General features: G+C 35.0%; 16 protein-coding genes. 6 read left to right on the top strand and 10 right to left on the bottom strand.

All coding sequences use genetic code 11. The features are described from left to right. Positions 1 to 113 precede the first annotated feature (113 nt). The 4 genes from K8B81_RS04165 to K8B81_RS04150 form a co-directional block, all read right to left on the bottom strand. Positions 114 to 752 (bottom strand): LysE family transporter, encoded by a 639-nt coding sequence (locus tag K8B81_RS04165; RefSeq protein WP_223679126.1) that lies wholly within the window; start codon positions 750 to 752, stop codon positions 114 to 116. Between the two features lie 41 nt (positions 753 to 793). Beyond that, a complete protein-coding gene (gene trmB, locus K8B81_RS04160) occupies positions 794 to 1,471 on the bottom strand; it encodes a tRNA (guanosine(46)-N7)-methyltransferase TrmB (RefSeq protein WP_223679124.1) in 678 nt (225 codons plus the stop codon). Positions 1,472 to 1,595: 124 nt separating this feature from the next. After that, a complete protein-coding gene (locus K8B81_RS04155; RefSeq protein ID WP_223679122.1) occupies positions 1,596 to 2,975 on the bottom strand; it encodes an ammonium transporter in 1,380 nt (459 codons plus the stop codon). Positions 2,976 to 3,237: 262 nt separating this feature from the next. Next, positions 3,238 to 3,729: a nuclear transport factor 2 family protein gene (locus tag K8B81_RS04150; protein ID WP_223679120.1), complete on the bottom strand. Its 492-nt coding sequence runs from the start codon at positions 3,727 to 3,729 to the stop codon at positions 3,238 to 3,240. Between the two features lie 519 nt (positions 3,730 to 4,248). Between K8B81_RS04150 and K8B81_RS04145 the strand changes: the two genes are divergently transcribed. Next, a complete protein-coding gene (locus K8B81_RS04145) occupies positions 4,249 to 4,923 on the top strand; it encodes a hypothetical protein (RefSeq protein WP_223679118.1) in 675 nt (224 codons plus the stop codon). A 159-nt stretch (positions 4,924 to 5,082) separates the two neighbouring features. Here the strand turns inward: K8B81_RS04145 and K8B81_RS04140 are convergent, their stop codons facing one another. Then, a complete protein-coding gene (locus tag K8B81_RS04140) occupies positions 5,083 to 5,397 on the bottom strand; it encodes an HPF/RaiA family ribosome-associated protein (protein ID WP_223679116.1) in 315 nt (104 codons plus the stop codon). Positions 5,398 to 5,630: 233 nt separating this feature from the next. Here K8B81_RS04140 and K8B81_RS04135 point away from each other — a divergent pair, with 233 nt between their 5' ends. Then, positions 5,631 to 6,362, top strand: coding sequence for a PmeII family type II restriction endonuclease (locus K8B81_RS04135; protein WP_223679114.1), 732 nt, complete (start codon positions 5,631 to 5,633; stop codon positions 6,360 to 6,362). Here K8B81_RS04135 and dcm read toward each other — a convergent pair. The 3 genes from dcm to K8B81_RS04120 all read right to left on the bottom strand — a co-directional run bounded on the left by dcm (position 6,335) and on the right by K8B81_RS04120 (position 10,610). Then, positions 6,335 to 7,582 carry a DNA (cytosine-5-)-methyltransferase gene (gene dcm, locus K8B81_RS04130; RefSeq protein ID WP_223679112.1) on the bottom strand — a complete coding sequence of 416 codons (1,248 nt, stop codon included), beginning with the start codon at positions 7,580 to 7,582 and terminating at the stop codon, positions 6,335 to 6,337. The genes K8B81_RS04135 and dcm overlap by 28 nt on opposite strands. Before the next feature lie 105 nt (positions 7,583 to 7,687). Further along, positions 7,688 to 8,149 (bottom strand): very short patch repair endonuclease, encoded by a 462-nt coding sequence (locus tag K8B81_RS04125; protein ID WP_223679110.1) that lies wholly within the window; start codon positions 8,147 to 8,149, stop codon positions 7,688 to 7,690. A 7-nt stretch (positions 8,150 to 8,156) separates the two neighbouring features. Beyond that, positions 8,157 to 10,610 carry an AsmA family protein gene (locus K8B81_RS04120; protein ID WP_223679108.1) on the bottom strand — a complete coding sequence of 818 codons (2,454 nt, stop codon included), beginning with the start codon at positions 10,608 to 10,610 and terminating at the stop codon, positions 8,157 to 8,159. A gap of 255 nt (positions 10,611 to 10,865) precedes the next feature. Between K8B81_RS04120 and trxA the strand changes: the two genes are divergently transcribed. Further along, positions 10,866 to 11,183, top strand: coding sequence for a thioredoxin (gene trxA / locus K8B81_RS04115; protein WP_025572826.1), 318 nt, complete (start codon positions 10,866 to 10,868; stop codon positions 11,181 to 11,183). Between the two features lie 301 nt (positions 11,184 to 11,484). Here the strand turns inward: trxA and K8B81_RS04110 are convergent, their stop codons facing one another. Together K8B81_RS04110 and K8B81_RS04105 are read right to left on the bottom strand one after the other, a co-directional pair. Continuing rightward, on the bottom strand, positions 11,485 to 13,566 hold the full coding sequence (locus K8B81_RS04110) for an ATP-binding protein (protein WP_223679107.1): 2,082 nt from the start codon (positions 13,564 to 13,566) through the stop codon (positions 11,485 to 11,487). Beyond that, positions 13,567 to 14,271: a LytR/AlgR family response regulator transcription factor gene (locus K8B81_RS04105; RefSeq protein ID WP_025572830.1), complete on the bottom strand. Its 705-nt coding sequence runs from the start codon at positions 14,269 to 14,271 to the stop codon at positions 13,567 to 13,569. It abuts the gene before it with no gap. A 195-nt stretch (positions 14,272 to 14,466) separates the two neighbouring features. On the opposite strand from K8B81_RS04105, the gene K8B81_RS04100 reads away from it, so the two are divergent. The 3 genes from K8B81_RS04100 (at position 14,467) to K8B81_RS04090 (ending at position 16,574) form a co-directional block, all read left to right on the top strand. Beyond that, a complete protein-coding gene (locus K8B81_RS04100; protein WP_025572831.1) occupies positions 14,467 to 14,994 on the top strand; it encodes a hypothetical protein in 528 nt (175 codons plus the stop codon). Positions 14,995 to 15,036: 42 nt separating this feature from the next. Continuing rightward, the gene (locus K8B81_RS04095) at positions 15,037 to 15,615 is read left to right on the top strand and encodes a DUF4082 domain-containing protein (protein WP_223679105.1); all 579 of its coding nucleotides are present in this window, start codon (positions 15,037 to 15,039) and stop codon (positions 15,613 to 15,615) included. 164 nt (positions 15,616 to 15,779) lie between these two features. Continuing rightward, entirely contained in the window at positions 15,780 to 16,574 is a 795-nt protein-coding gene (locus K8B81_RS04090; RefSeq protein WP_223679103.1) for a hypothetical protein, read from the top strand. Positions 16,575 to 16,660 lie beyond the last annotated feature (86 nt).

The following is a 16,660-nucleotide window of genomic DNA, read 5'->3' as shown; positions in this document are numbered from 1 at the left end:
TGGTTGTTTGCCACAGATTAAAGGATAAAATATGGTTTTATTAACGATTGAAACACCTTTTTTGCCCTATTGCCAAAGAAACTGGTTTCATCTTTTAATCTGTGGTTTTATTATTATCCGAAGTAATAATTCAAAATATTAAAAAGCGTTACAAGAGCTACCAAACCTGTAATACATCCAATAATTTTATTCATATTCCGCATCAGGTAATCGGTTTTTTGCTCTATTTTTTCAAAAAAAGCAATATAACAGTATAAAGCAGCAAAAGAACCTAAAACGGATCCCAAAACAAAAATGGAGATGATATTGTTTTCAAAAGCAAAAAGCTGATAAGAAGCTAGTGTCACACTTACAACCACATAATAAGGAATAGGAAAAAAGTTCAGACCAGAAAGCAGCATCCCTAAAAAGAAACGACTTTTTTTACTGCTTTTTTTAATCTTTGATTTTTTCTTCGCTGTTGGTTTTTTGGCAATAAATAAAAAATAAATGGTCAAAATAGAAAAGGCCACAAAGCCAATTTCGCGCAGCAGCGTCACAATATCCGGTCTGTTGTCAATTACACGTGCAAATAAAACCGCTACATAGACCTGAAAAAAAATAACTAAAACAGCACCAACAACAAACCATAAAGCATTCTTTTTTCCTTCTTTCAGATTTATTTTGGCAGCTGTCATGTTCAGTAATCCCGGAGGAATAATTCCGATAACAGCAGCAATAAAACCTGAAACTAAAGGGGTGATTAAGGCCATTCGGTTGTTTGATGGGTTAGAATTTCGTTTTAAAAAATAATTTAATCTTTAATTTTAAAACGAATATACGTAATTGCCTTGTTTATTTCTAAATATTGTTTTTCGTAAAAGGTCTGAATCGAAGTTACTACTTCCGGACTTCCTTCATTTTTATATACATTATGGTTGGCATATAAAACTTCGTGTCCTTCTCCGTGCAGTAATCCTAAGGTATAACCGTGCATGAATTCACTGTCGGTTTTCAGGTTTACTACGCCATCTTTTTTGAGTATTTTTTTATACAATTTCAAAAACTCAGAATTGGTCATTCTGTGTTTGGTTCTTTTGTATTTGATCTGAGGATCCGGAAAAGTGATCCAGATTTCATCAACTTCATTTTCAGCAAAAATATGATCTATTAATTCGATTTGAGTACGCACAAACGCCACATTATGCAGGCCATCTTCCACAGCTGTTTTGGCACCTCTCCAGAAACGGGCACCTTTAATGTCAATTCCGATAAAATTTTTGTCCGGGTATTTTTCTGCCAGTCCAACAGAATATTCTCCTTTTCCACAGCCTAATTCTAAAACTAACGGATTGTCATTTTTAAAGAAATCAGTATTCCATTTTCCTTTCAAAGGCATTAAGTCGCCTACAACTTCTTCTCTGGTTGGCTGAAAAACGTTTTCAAATGTTTCGTTTTCCCTGAATCTTTTTAGTTTATTTTTACTTCCCACTTTTTACAAAAATTTTCCGCAAAATTAAGCAATATAAACGAATGGACGAGGTGGAATTGAAGTTTAAATTTTAGCCGCAGTATTTTCAGGTTTTTAATCTGAGAAAGCTGCGGCTTATTTTTGGTTAGTAATGTGGTTCTGTTATATGTGATGATTTTGGATCCAGCGTTTCATCATGCTGAGACAAATCCAGTCCAATGAGTTCTGACTCTTCTGAAACTCGTAACGGAATAATGAAATTCGTTACTTTGAACAAGAAATAAGCTCCGAAGAATGTGAAAATGGAAACCAGTACTAATGCCATCATGTGATGACCAAAAACGCTCCATCCGCCGTGCAGTAAACTTGCATCTTCGCCATGAGCAAAAATAGCAGTCAGGATCATTCCCATGATTCCGCCTACACCATGACAGGCAAAAACATCCAGTGTGTCGTCAAATCTTTTTGAAAAACTGCAGTTTACCGCTGTGTTTGAAACCAATGCTGTTATGAATCCGAAGAACATACTTTCAGGAACCGATACGAAACCTGCGGCAGGAGTAATGGCTACTAAACCAACAACGGCTCCGATACAGGCTCCGAGTGCTGAAACTTTTCTTCCGTTCATTCGGTCAAAGAAAATCCACGTTAACATGGCTGCAGCCGATGAAGTTGTTGTAGTGGCAAAAGCCATTGCGGCAGTTCCGTTTGCTGCCAGTGCAGAACCGGCGTTGAATCCGAACCATCCAAACCATAACATTCCGGTTCCTAATAATACAAACGGAATATTGGTTGGAATATGCTGACTGTTTTTTCTTTTTCCTAAAACGATAACTCCGGCCAAAGCGGCAAATCCGGAACTCATATGTACTACAGTTCCTCCGGCAAAATCTTTCACGCCAAAATAGCTTCCCAAAATTCCAGTCGGATACCAAACCGCGTGGCATAAAGGAGCATATATAAAAATGGTAAATAAACTGATGAAAATTAAATAAGATATAAAACGAACACGCTCCGCAAAGGATCCTGTAATGATGGCAGGACAGATAATTGCAAATTTCATCTGGAACAAAGCAAACAACATAAACGGAATCGTAGTTGCCAATTGTTTATGAGGCAAAACGCCTACATAGTCCATAAAAGCAAAAGTTGTCGGGTTTCCGAAGAAACTGTAGAAATGATCGCCTGAACCAAAACCTACAGGCTCTCCAAACGCAAGGCTAAAAGCGACTACAGCCCATAAAAGCGTAACCACTCCAAGACAAATAAAACTTTGTAACATGGTTGAAATCACGTTTTTCTTGCCTACCATTCCGCCATAAAAGAAAGATAATCCCGGGGTCATGATCAAAACCAGACAGGAGGATGTCAACATCCACGCAACGTCTGCGGGTACAATGTGATCAATGGTGCCAAATGCAGCTAATACATAATCATTTTCTGTAACAGTAGGCCAAAAAGCACCCGTGATACAAACAATACTTATCATAATAAAGGAAATGATCCAGCGTTTTTCTATTTTCATTTTTCAAATACTTTATTTAACCCTATTTTTTTTGGGGTCAAAGTTAAAAAAAAATAAATATTTTAATTTTAAGGGCTAACAAAATAGAGGCTTGATTTTTATTTTAGTAAATATTATAAAATTCAGCTCGTTTTTTTGAGAGTATCTTATTTTGTGCTTCTAAATTTACGCTATTATTGCTAAATATATTATAATAGAATTGATATTCTGAGTTGTAAAGTGCCGGAAAGCCAATGATTAGAATAAGAATGAAAGATATTGCTTATTTTTTTTGAAGTTTGGCAATCAGAATATCTTCGATTGGCGCTTTAACTTTTACCACTGCATCCACCTCGTCATTTGGAATCGTCATGGATAAAACATAGTGCTGAATCTTCCATTCTTTCCCTACTTTAACCAAAACACCTGAACCGCGGCAAATTTTCATCTGTGTATTCAGCAATTCATCAAACCACGCTATTTTTCCGGATTTGTCAAAAAAGATATGACGTTCCAAAGCGGTAAAATTCCAGGTTGTGCCTTTGTCGAAATACGGTTTAGCCCAGGCTTTAAAATCGGGTTTGATCCAGTTTTCTGTGGCGTCTGTTCCAATGTAAATCGCGTCTTCGGTCATGGCATTAAAATAAGCGTCGAATTTTACATCAGCCGCGGCTTTGTGCCAGGCATCAAGGGTCTGGTTGATTTTGTCTTTTTCGGAATTTTGGGCATTTGCAAAAGAAGTAACTAATAAAAGGAACAGAATTGATTTTTTCATGAGGAATATTATTTGAGTTTAAAGGTATTGTTTTTTACCATATAAGATATAAGTTCATTTTAGTATTGTGTTCTAGTATTGTGAAATTTAGATTTTGCTGCTTGTTATTGAGTTCATAAAAATTTAATTCTAACACGTAGAAAAACATAGTTTTATGTGTAAAAAAAAGTGATCAATAAAAGAAATGCATTTCTCTACACATAGCTATGTGTTTTCGAATAAGTGAAAAGCCTTTTTTCAGCGTTCCGAAACTATATTCTATTTGTTAAATAATTAAACGCAAAGAGCACAAAGACTATTCGCAAGGAACGCGAAGTTTTTACCTGCATGCCTTCATAAAGATTTGGCAGATAAATACACAAAGTAAACTTAAATGAACTGATATATTTAATCCTTGCGTCCTTTGCGTAAAAACCTGGCGAACTTAGCGGTTAAACATAATTCAAAACTTAAATTATCTTAATATCACTTATATGGTGGAAAAAAATTATATTTGGAAGCTTTTTAAACACCTCAATCATGAATTCAAAAATCTACATAAGTTCTATCGTTATTGCCTCCTTAGTTTTTATTTCCTGTAAAAAAGAATTAGAACCTCAGGCGAATACTTCAACATCTGAACTGATCCGGTTAGGACTTGCAAAAGATACTTCTAAACCAGCCGCTCCGGTAGCACAGGCTCCGGCTACAAACCCAAATACGGTTTTAGGAGAAACAAAAGGACTGAATCCTGCTCACGGACAACCGGGACATCGTTGTGATATTGCGGTTGGAGCGCCTTTAAACTCGGCACCAACACAACAAGGGCAGGTTACCGCTCAGGCACCACAAACCGTTCAGGTAAATGCTGGCCAGCCCAATATGGTTACCACAAAAACGGTAACTGCTGCTCCGGTAAAAGTAGGGAAAGGAATGAATCCGTCGCATGGTCAGCCGGGACACCGATGTGACATTCCGGTAGGAGCGCCTTTAAATTCTCCGGTTACAAAACCTGCTACCACAACAGCAGCTGCACAAAGCGGAACAGTCGAAAAATCATTTACAGTAACACCGCCTGCAAACAATACAGTTCCTGCTTTATTAAGCACCGAAAGCGCAAAACCCGTAACCACTGCTGAAGGCACAAACCCAGTACACGGACAGCCGGGTCACCGCTGCGATATCGCCGTGGGAGCACCATTGCCGAAATCTTAGTGGGAGTTAAGTGAAAAGCGTTAAAAGTTATAAGTTAATTCATAAAAAAATTAAACCATATAAGTGATATAAGTTCAGATAAGCATTAAAAGCTTAAACTAAAATGAACTTATATCACTTATATGGTTTAAAAAAATGTGGTAATACTATATTTTTTTTTTAATGTGCTTTCATTTTTTCGAAAGTGGTAGTCAGTGATTTTTTGGCTTTTGCCAGAGCACCGTTAAAAGCTTTTTCCAGTGTATCAGCGTGTTCTGTAACGGTAAGCGGCTGTAAATTGGCGATACGCACTTCAAGAACGCATTTTTTATCGTTTAAGCTGAATTTCTCTCCATTTTCATCTCCAAAATGTACTTCTATACGGGTAATTTTATCTTCAAAACGCGCTAAACCTTTTTCAAGTTCTCCTGAAAAATAATTTTCTAATCTTGCGTGTCCTTCAATGTTTTTGTCGGTATTGATTTGAATTTTCATAACGGTTTGTATTTAATGATTGTTTCTCAAACTTATCTTTTTTTAGATGAAATGGCAAGTGAGTTAAGGAAAGATTATGAAATTTTTTGCTTTGTTTTTTTGATGAAAGTTGCTTGTTTTTTAATAAAATTGAAATTATTGTTATATATCGATTTTTAATTTAAGTTTAAAAAATTATGATTTCCAATAGATTAAAGCCTTATTTTAGCAATCTTAAATTTTGAATAGAGAACATGGAACAAATAACAGAAGAAGAAAAAATTAAGGAAGTTGTAGAGTATTTCAATATATATATCTTTGAAAACCACATAGCTGCTTCAATTAATACACATTCTAAACTTAAAAATTATAATATAAATCCAATCGTTGTTAAGTATTTATCTAAAGTTTTAGAAAATGATTATACTCCACTTGGAGTTGCAAAAGCCTTATATTATCCAAGAGTTTTAGGAACTTCAATAAATACCTCATTTGGAACAAAAATACAAAACATGTTTGTAGACTTAAAAATTGCTGAAGGCTCTTTAATAAAAGGAATGGATATTGAATTTATTGATAAAATTGACAACCGTAAAAAATGGTGTCAGTTAAAATCTGGCCCCAATACTATTAATTCTGAAGATGTAAAACCTTTAATTAATAAATTTACGAATACTATTAATCTTGCTCGTACAAATAAAGCATTTAAAAACATTAATAATACTGATTTTATAGTAGGTGTTCTTTATGGCGAACAATCGGATTTGAGTATGCATTACAAAGTTATTGACAAAACCCATCCCGTAATAATAGGCAAAGAATTTTGGCACAGAGTTACAGGTTTTCCAGATTTCTATGATGGATTAGTAAAAAATCTTCAAGTACTAATAGAGAATATTGATACTCAGGATTTAATAAATAAAGGTGTTGAAGAATTAGCTAAAGAAATAGAAATTTCTCAACTTTTCGAATTTAGAAAATCATAATATTGATTCAAAAACTTAATAATAGAATATCCAACTTCCTTTCCTAAATTAACAGGAACTGCATTTCCAATTTGTTTATATTGTTGAGCGACAGAACCATAAAATTGCCAGTCATCTGGAAAAGTTTGAATCCTGGCATATTCTCGAACTGTAAATGGCCTTGTTTCTTCTGGATGGCATCTTTCTGTTTGTTTTTGCGCAGGGCTGCAAGTCAATGTTAGACATGGCTCATCCCAACCAATTCTTCTTGCAATTCCTGTTTTTCCACCGCCAAGATAAAAGCTTCCCCCCATAAATTCTTTTTGAATTTCAATTGGTAAGTCTCTCCAGTATCCTTTTTGTGGGACTAATTTTAAAACATCAACTTTACTTTTAGGATATTTTGAACCTCCTGAATGTGGAACATCACAATCAAATAAATCACCTTTCTTTAGAGCATCTTTTAAATTATAAATCCTTTTGTAAGGCTTTGGATATTCATATTTTATATCAATATCTTTTCTGATACCAACCAAAATTAACCTTTCTCTTTTTTGAGGAACATTAAAATTAATTGCTTTTAGCACTTGTACAGGAACAACGTTATATCCGATTTCGTCTAAAATTGAAATCATACCTTGCAGGGTTTTACCATTATCATGATTTAATAAGCCTCGAACATTTTCTCCAATACAAATTGGAGGGTTCACTTCTTTTACTGCTCTTGCAAATTCATAAAATAATGTTCCTCTCGCATCCGCTAAGCCAAGTTTTTTTCCAGCATAGCTAAATGCTTGACATGGAAATCCACCAGTAACGACATCTACTTTATTATGATATTCTACAAAATTGAATTGTTTTATGTCTCCTTCAAGAACATTCCAATTTGGTCTATTAGTTCTTAAAGTTTCGCATGCCCATTTATCTATTTCGTTTAAAGCAACACATTTTAATCCAGCTTTTTCCATTCCAATTGCTAATCCACCAGCTCCGGCGAAAAGTTCAAGGACTGTATAATTATTTTCTGGAACTACATGATTGGAAACGATTTCTTGTATATCATTGTCTATAAAACTGGAAAATAAATTATTAATTTCAGATCTTTTGTACATTCTATAATTGCTCATGGGTTCACGTACAGCATTCAATCTTCCTTCATTATCCCAACGTCTTAAAGTTTCTTTGCTCTTTCCTAACAATTCTGATGCTTCAGACAATGAAATATAATCACTCATAACCAAGTTGTTTAACGTTATACAATGGTTACAAAAATAAATCAAAAAATCCCATAATTAAAAGTGTTTTTGTTATAAATCAGAACAAAAAACAATTGTCTTTTTATTCGCCTAAAGATCATTTAGATAAGAAAAAATTAGCTGGATACATTTTTGAGTTTCTTTTTTTACTTCATGTTCCCAAAATCTAAAAACCTTATAACCTAATTTTTGAAGTTTTAGATTAGTTTCATTATCACGTTGTATATTTCGTTCTATTTTAGCAATCCAAAATTCCCTATTAGTTTTAATTTTATTTTTCTTCTCTGACCAATTATAGCCGTGCCAAAACTCGCCATCGATAAATATAACTAACTTGTTTTTTTTATTGACAATATCAGGGTTTCCAGGAAGCTTTTTGTTGTGTTTACGGTATCTGAACCCTGTTTTCCATAATTCTTTTCGAAACAAAATTTCAGGTTTTGTATCTTTTCCTTTAATTTTGGACATAAGTTTACTTCTTTCAGGAGTTGTATAAAATCCATTCGCTTCTTCAAATCTTAAAACCTTTATTTTGTTTTCTGAATATTCCATGTTGTAATTATTTATTATCCTTCTTCCCCCATTTAATTTTCATCTTGCCATCGACATCTACGGCGAGTAAATGCAGTACGATTCCGCGTTGGCGAACGGCGTCGCGTTCGGCTTGGGTGGCGAGTTTGGCATCGTCTTTTGAGTTTCGGAGCGGGACGATCAGGGCGAGATTGGTGCCGCGGCCAAAGGAATAAACGCCCGTGGCATCCATGTTGAGCACGCTGGAACTGATGGTGAGGGTATTGACATCGACCTGTTCGCCACGAAGTTTGAAATTGCCGGATAAATCGCTGAACGTTATGTTCTCGACATCGCGAAACGGAAAAGCAAATTTGCCCACTTTCATAATAGGCTCAAAGTTAAGTAAAGCGCCCTGACTGACACTGAAGGTCAGGTTTCCGTATGCCGAATTCCGGATCAGTTCGCCCTTACTGTTGATCAAACCGGTTACATTGGCGCTGCTGGTGAGTTTTCCGCGCATATTATTGGGAGAAAATGATGTGATGCCGAAGTTGCTGAACGACTTTAAAAAACTAGTAATATCAACCTGACTGACCTGAGCGTTGGAAGCGAAATTGAAGTTTTTGCCTTTTGGAGAAACGGTGGTGCTAAAATTGATGCTTCCGCCACACGTCTGCAGCGAGCCGTTTTTGATGACTAGCCTTGAATCGATCATCTGAATTTGCGCTTTGGTGTTGGTTGCGGTCAGTTTGTTGTAGGTGATTTTATCGGCTCTGATGCTGATGTCAACGATACATTTTTCGATTGCAGTCCGCAACTGATTCGATACAGAAGCTTTTTTGGAGGTTTTCTTTTTTTGTGAAGAGGCCAAAATGCCCAGAAATTGTCTGATGTCAATGCTCGGACAATAAATATTCCAGTTGACGACCATTTTTTCGGGGGCGTTGTAATACAAATTCAGGAAGTTATCGATTCTGCCTTCAATGAAAATTGTGTTTTTTTGGTGTTTGTAAGCGATTTTTTTGATCAGCAGTGCTTCCTGAGTAAATTCGAGCTGAACATTTATTTTTTCGGCCTTGACGTTTTTCGGAATAAAAAGAAAAGAAGCATTCTGAACGTTTACATTGCCAATAAAACGGGGTTTGGTAATGTACAAATCGACAATATCAAACTGAAATTTTAAGTTGGCTGTGGCGTGTCCATCGGTAAAATTAATCCATTTTTCGGTGTTTTCTTCGTTGAGATTTTGGATATCGAAGTCCGAATTTACGATTCCGGTTGCGAGTGGTTTGTCCAGATTGTTAATCGATAATTGCGGAATTTGGAGTGGAACATTTTTGTATTTACCCGAAAAACGTGTCAAAATAATCGCTGAATTGGCATCGGTAAAACCGGCTCCTGGCTTGAAATTATTGGTAAAAATACCTTTGAAATCACAATCAGTAATCAATCCGTCGGGGATGCTGAGTTCGTTATTGTGCACTTCGGCCTGAACGACAATTCGCGGATCGCCTTCGGCATTAAAATCGCCTTTGATGTCGCAGTTCACATCGATTTCCTTTTTTAAATTAAACCGATTGAGCTTAGAACTGATGTTTGCCGAAAGCAAATTAGAGGCATTTTTCCATAAAATAGTCGTGCTTATATTGATGCCGAAAAGCGCATTTCCTTTGGCAAGATTGAAAAAAGCAACAATGTCAAAAGCATCTTTCCCGATTTTTAGATTCTCGGTTTTGACGTCTATTTTATCTTTTTCGCCCCCATACGAAACGGCAAAAGTGCCTTCGAGTATTTTTTCTTTGGCAAAACTTCCGTGAACGGTATTAAAAGCCAGACTTTTGACATTGGTTCTCAGGAATACATTGGTCTGCCAGTTTTCGCCATCATACTTTACTTTCGATTTTAAACTGGCTATATCAAAATCAAATAATTTCTGTCCGATGCGATTGTCAACTGTAAAATGCACTTCATTGAGATCAATCTGATCGACAGTGGTTTCGGTTTCAGATGATGTTTCAGATGATTTTTTCTTTTTGGGTTTAAAAATATTGGCGTTCGAATAACCGTTTTCGGCTTTGTACACATAAATCTGAGCTTCATTGATCAGGATTTTGTGAATGTTGATTTCGCTTTGCAGGAGGCTCCAGATGTTTAAGTGGACTTCTATTTCGTTAGCTTTTAGTAAAGTATGTTTGTGGGTGTCCCACTGATTGTCTTTTAGTTCGACGTTTTTTAGCGCCAGCGTAAAATTCGGGAAACCGGTTAAAAATTTATATTGAAAATCACCAACATGAAATTTTCCGTTGATGTTCTCATTGATTTTTGTGTTGATTTTGGCTATGATTTCAGTTTTGTTCCGGTTGAAATAAAAGGATAAAGCTCCGGAAGCCATTACAATCACTAAAATGCATCCTAAAATTAAAAAACTAAAACGTTTGGCGTATTTTTTAAAACGATTTGATTGCAAAAAATTCTTTATATGGAGTAAAATGGCTGTCATGGAAATGAGTTATACTTATATTAAAGATAAGGTAAAAATCAATGTTTTGTTAATGTTTTGATTTGCAATTTATTAATGTGTATCTTAACAGTAACTTTAGTAATAATATAATTTATGACAATGCATTTATAATCAAAACTAATTTATGAATGGCGTTTGATTGATTTAAAATTTCTAAATTTGTACTGAAGTTTAAAACTTATTAAAAATTGTTTCCCTGAACGTGTTGACGGGATAATCTTAAAATAAATTATTATGGCATTAGCAATCACAGATGCTACTTTTGACGAAGTAGTTTTGAAATCAGATAAACCTGTAATGGTAGATTTTTGGGCAGCATGGTGCGGTCCTTGTAGAATGGTTGGTCCAATCATTGACGAATTGAGCAGCGAATACGAAGGTAAAGTAGTTGTTGGAAAAGTTGATGTTGATGCAAACCAGGAGTTCGCTGCAAAATACGGTGTGCGTAATATTCCAACTGTTTTGGTTTTCCATAAAGGAGAAGTAGTAGGAAAACAAGTAGGAGTTGCTCCGAAACAAACTTACGCCGATAGCTTAGACGCTTTGTTGTAATCGTAAGATTATGATTTATATAAAAAACGCCTGATGAAAGTCAGGCGTTTTTTATTGGTATGAATTAAGGTTGTTGGAAATGGAAATGGATTTTGTTTCACGCAGATTTTAAAAGATTTGACCAGATTATTTGTAACCATTTGGGTGTGATATTAAAAACGTCAGTTCGAGTGTTTTTTGTGGAGAGAAACGAAACGAAAAATGTATCGAGAACCGTTTTTAATGCTAATTTTTCTGTTCTCGATACAATCCCGATGAAAAATCGGAATCACTCGAACTGACGAAAAATGAGCATCAAAAACTATGTGTTAAATAGAATCGTAAAAGTAGTTCCAAATCCCGGTTTTGAGCTGACTTCGATTTTGCAGTTAATCGCTGTTCCCAAATCCCTTATTAAATGAAGTCCTAATCCGGATTTGATTCCGATGACTTCTGAATCGTTGTAAAGTGCTTTAAATTTTTCCAGATTTTCTCCCGGGCCATTATCTGTAATCGAAAGGTACGTTTGATTATCCTCCTTCCAGGCTTTCCAGATTATTTTTCCGTTTTTGGCTTTTTCCAGTACTTTTACAGCATTTCCTGTCAGGTTTCTGATAATGGTTTTCAGGTAATTTTCATCCGTATTTAAAATGATGCTTTCCGGATTTTCAAACGAAATTTCGATGTTTTCGACAGCTGAAAAATGTTTCTTTGTATCTTCGAATATAACTTCTGCCGCAATATTTTTAAAATCAGGTTTAAAATTTTCCATCTGCCCTTTGCTCCAAAGCAAAATATCTTCCATGGAGGATAGTAAATTTTCGGCTCCGGAAATAATTTTGGTCTGCATTCGTAAAGCGGTTTCTTCGTCAATGAGTTCGGGATTTTCTTTTTGAAGGTGTAAAAAGTGAATCAGATTTGAAATCGGGCTTCTTAAATCATGGTTCAGAATTCCGAAAAACCGCGCTTTGATTTTGTTGGCTTCATCGAGTTCCTGATTCAGGAGCTGTAATTTTTTATTGGTTTTTTTACGGTTTTGATTTTGTCTGAATAATAATAACCCGATTATGAAAACTAATATAAGCCCTGAAATCAAATAGAAGCGCTGTTTTCTGGCATCGCTGATCTGAATGTTTTTAATGGTGTTCTCTGCTGAAAGGTTTTTAATTTTCTGCTGTTTGGTTTTATTCTGATATCGTGCCTCGGCATTGGCAATACTTTGTTTAGCCGACTCCTGCATCATCTCATCATTGTATCTGGAGTAGATTTCATTATATTGAAATGCTTCTTTCCATTGTCCTAAAGCAGCATAACTTTGTGATAGATTTTTATTGATATTTACAAAGTTTTCCTTATCATATGTCAAGGCATTGATGGAAGCTTTTTTGAGAATTTCAATGGCATTTTTGTAATCCCTTTTTTCATAAAGTACCCGGCCCATGATAGCATTGGCTTCCATAAGAATTTCTTCATCTGTTGATTTTTGCCCCAAGGAAATTGCCTTTTTAGCATAACCGTAGGCTGTATGTATTTTGCCTATATCAGCATAATATTTTGCCATATTCTGATTGGCAAAACTTAAATTCAGAAATAGGGAATCTTTTACTGTTGGATAAGTATAAATCAAGTTGTAATATTTGTGAATACTGTCTGGTTTTTTTTGTGCTACAAAACATTGCATATAATAATTGCCGGAAAAAGCGCTGATATAGGGAGATGTTTTTATATATGGATTAGCCTCTCTTAAATATTCCAGCGCTTTGTTGAATTGTTTCATTTTTATATAAGAAGTAGCAATCTGAAGGTATGAAACACCAATATTCTCTGTATTTGCTTCACTTTTATCAAGCCGTTTTTTGTAGTTGATGGCTTTTAACTGATATCCAATAAAATTTTCATATTCAGAAGTATTCAGATAATACTCGCCGAGACTCCCATAAAGCACCGCTTGTACATAATTGCTTTTGGTCGTATCAAGTACTTTTTTGATGGTTTCAATCAATTCTTTGCCTTTTTGGGTTTCATTTAGAGAATAATAAATATAGTTGAGCCGCATCAAAGAAGAAGTTTGGTTTTCTACATGACGGACTTTGTGAGCGTATTTCCATGAATTTTCATAGTTAACCAATGCTTTTTTGTATTGATTATTGCTAAATTCATAAGCAATTCCCTGCCGCAGATAAAATGTACTTAAATACTTGTAATGGTTTTTTGAAAGTGCAATCCCTTTTTGTGAAGCGATGATAAGTCTGGAATAGTCTTCTTTGTCTAAAAGTGATTTGGTGTAGGTAAGTAAGGCATTCAGTTTTTGAATGGTTGTTTTATATTTTGTCAAATCCGGTTCCTGTTGACCAAAAACTGAAATAGTAATAAAAAACAAAATCAAAAAACCGGCTTTCTTCATCTAGATCAGGTTTAAGTTGTCTTTGTAGCTTCTGCCAACCGGAATGGAAATGTTATTGTTTAAAATAATTTCGGTCGAATTCATTTTTTGGATAAATTGTTTCTGAACAGCAAAACTTCTGTGAATTCGTATAAAGGACTGAAAGTGACTTTCTTTCAATAGATTTCCGATACTCGAAAGAACGCAATGCCTTCTTCTTTCGGTAACAACCAAGGTATAATCTTTTAACGCTTCGAGATAGAGAATTTCATGCAGTTTTACTTTCGTCTGTTCATGGCCTTCTTTGATATAGATGGTGTCGCCTCCAATGCTGGCTTCAAATAGAGAAGCTTTGAGTTTGATTTCCATAAATTCCTCAATACGGTTCATGGTTTGTGTAAAACGATCGAGTTTTAATGGCTTCACAATAAAATCTAAAGTTTCGATCTGAAAACTTTCCACAGCATGTTCGGGATGTGCGGTAATAAAAATACAAACCGGAATTTCCAGGGCATTTTTTCTGAACTCAATTCCGCTCAGCCCAGGCATATCAATATCGAGAAATAAGATATCGATTTTTTCTTTTTCTATAAACGGAAGCGCCTCTTCAGCAGATTCGAAAACACCCAAAATATCCAGAACCGGAAATTTTTTAGCAAAAGAGAGTGCCGTCAGTCTGTCAATTTCATCATCATCAACGATAATACAAGAGTATTTCTTCATCATTCCTGTTGTCTGTCTATTTAAAATGTTGTTTGTCTATTGGCTGTTTTTATCAGGATTTTATTGACGCAAATTTGTCTTGTAATTCAGCATAAGCAAAAAATAATCCCCTTTTTTGAGCTTTTGATTTTTTACAAAAATAAATGTTATTGAATTAAATAAGAACCATTTGACCAATTTTTTAAGACTAGAATTATTATGAAAACTTTTAAAACCCTTTTTGCAATTTTATTATTAGGAGTTATTACAATTTCATGCAGCGCAGACGATGGAACTGACGGAGCAGAAGGACCGGCAGGAACTGCAAATGTTATTTACAGTGCGTGGATTAGTGCCCCTGCCGGAACACCGGAAACCATAGACGGAACTTCAGGATTGTCAACTTCTATTGCTGTACCACAATTAACGGCAGACATCATGGAAAAAGGAACCGTATTGGTATATATGTCTTTTGGATCAGCGACAAATACTTTTACACTTCCTTACACTTCTACAGCAGGAGGATTTACCAACACAATTACTGCTATTGCCAGCCTTAATACTATCAAATTATTCAGGTTTAAACATGCTAATGACGGAACTACTGTAGGGCTTCCGGCCAGCTTAAAATGGCGCTATGTTTTGATTCCGGGTGGTGTTGCTGCTTCAACCTCAAAAATGGCAAAACCGGATTATTCTAAAATGAGCTACGAAGAAGTTTGTGCCTATTTTAATATCCAGCCATAATTTTTAACCAACATACTTAACACTAAATCAAAAATTAATATTATGAAAACTTTTAAAACCTTTTTTACCATTTTAGTAACTGCTGTCTTTGCTGTCTCATGCAGCAGCGATGATGATAATTCACCAAAATTTAAGACAGAAAATCCGTTAGCGGAATATTATACCAAAACAGGATTTACTACGGTTAGCAATTTCGTTAATTCTGGAGATTATGAATTCGGATTGGTTTTTACGCCAACAGTAAAAGGAAAAATAACAGCAATTACCTTAAAATTACCGGCTGTAAATCCAAATCTCCGTGTTACGATTTGGGATTATGATACAAAAACAGTTTTACGTTCTGAAACCTTAAATGTGGCGACTGCTGATGTTGAAGTTAAAAAAGCAATCAGTGAGCTGGACCTGGAAAAAGATAAAAAATATCTGATTTCTATGAATTCTAATGACTGGTACAAAAAGAGCAAAGCAGATAATTCTGCCGCTACATATCCTGTTGTTGCCGGAAACATCACTTTTAATGAGTACAGATGGCTTTCGGGTACTGCACAGACTTTTCCAACCAGTGTCTCAGCAACTTATAATGCCGGAGATTTAAGTTTCGATTTTCAGCAGACAGAATAATATTTTTTGGATACTTTGAATTAGTAGTTAAAAGGTCTGGCGAGAGTCGAGCCTTTTATGTTTTAGGAATGTTTGTCTATTTAAAATGTCGTTCGTCTATTACTGGTTTTTTACATTTTCATAGTGCTGCATCTTTGTTCTGTAATAATTCAAAACCAAAAATTATGAAAACAAGAATAAACAAACTGGCACTTTTGATTTTGGCCGTATTTGTAATCTCGTGCAGCAACGATAATGATAACGATGGGCCTGAAGAAGTTGCTCCATCTTATTTATTAACAAAATCAAATAATGTTTCTGCATTTAATGATTATAAATATAATGATGCAAACAAATTGATTGAGATAAACGGTACAGATGGGTCTTTTACGTCAACTTTCAACAGTACGGTTACTTATAATGCTAGTGGTAAAATTCAGGAAGAGTTCAAAATTGTTTCGGCTCTGTTTTCGACGCCATCCTATAACAGAATAATTTATAACTATGATGCCCAGGGCAGACTTACAGAAAAAAAATTTACACAAAACACTTCTGCAACGCCAGCGATATACGATCACAAACAAAGTTTGATTTTTGAATATAACGGCAGTACGGTTACTCAAAAACTAATAATAAAGGGGAATACATTGCCAAGCAGTAAAACTGTTTTTGAGTATGACAAAAAAGGAAATGTGTCTAAAAGTACACTTTACAACAAAATAGACGCCAATACCCCTAATGGAGTGTTTTTTTACTCTCATACTTATACATATGACAAGAAACAGAATCCTGAATCTTCTTTGCCATTAGAATACAGATTTCCAAATACGTCAAAAAATAATCCAATAAAAGTTATAGAAACCTATAACTCAGATGCTCAAACAACTGCAGATATTGTTTTGGAATATAACGAAGGCGGTTATCCTACAAAAAAAACACAATCCGGTATTGTGAGTAGTTATGAATATAAAAAATTGTAAATTTTGATAAAATGAAGGTCTGATGAAAGTCAGGCCTTTTTATTTAGAGAAAAGGAATTAATATTTTTTCGCCACGAATTCACGAA

The organism is Flavobacterium hibisci (assembly GCF_020026925.1).
GTDB classification, from domain to species: domain Bacteria; phylum Bacteroidota; class Bacteroidia; order Flavobacteriales; family Flavobacteriaceae; genus Flavobacterium; species Flavobacterium hibisci.
The sequence above is the reverse complement of the archived record's forward strand: the minus strand, read 5'-3'. Positions and strand labels throughout refer to the sequence as shown.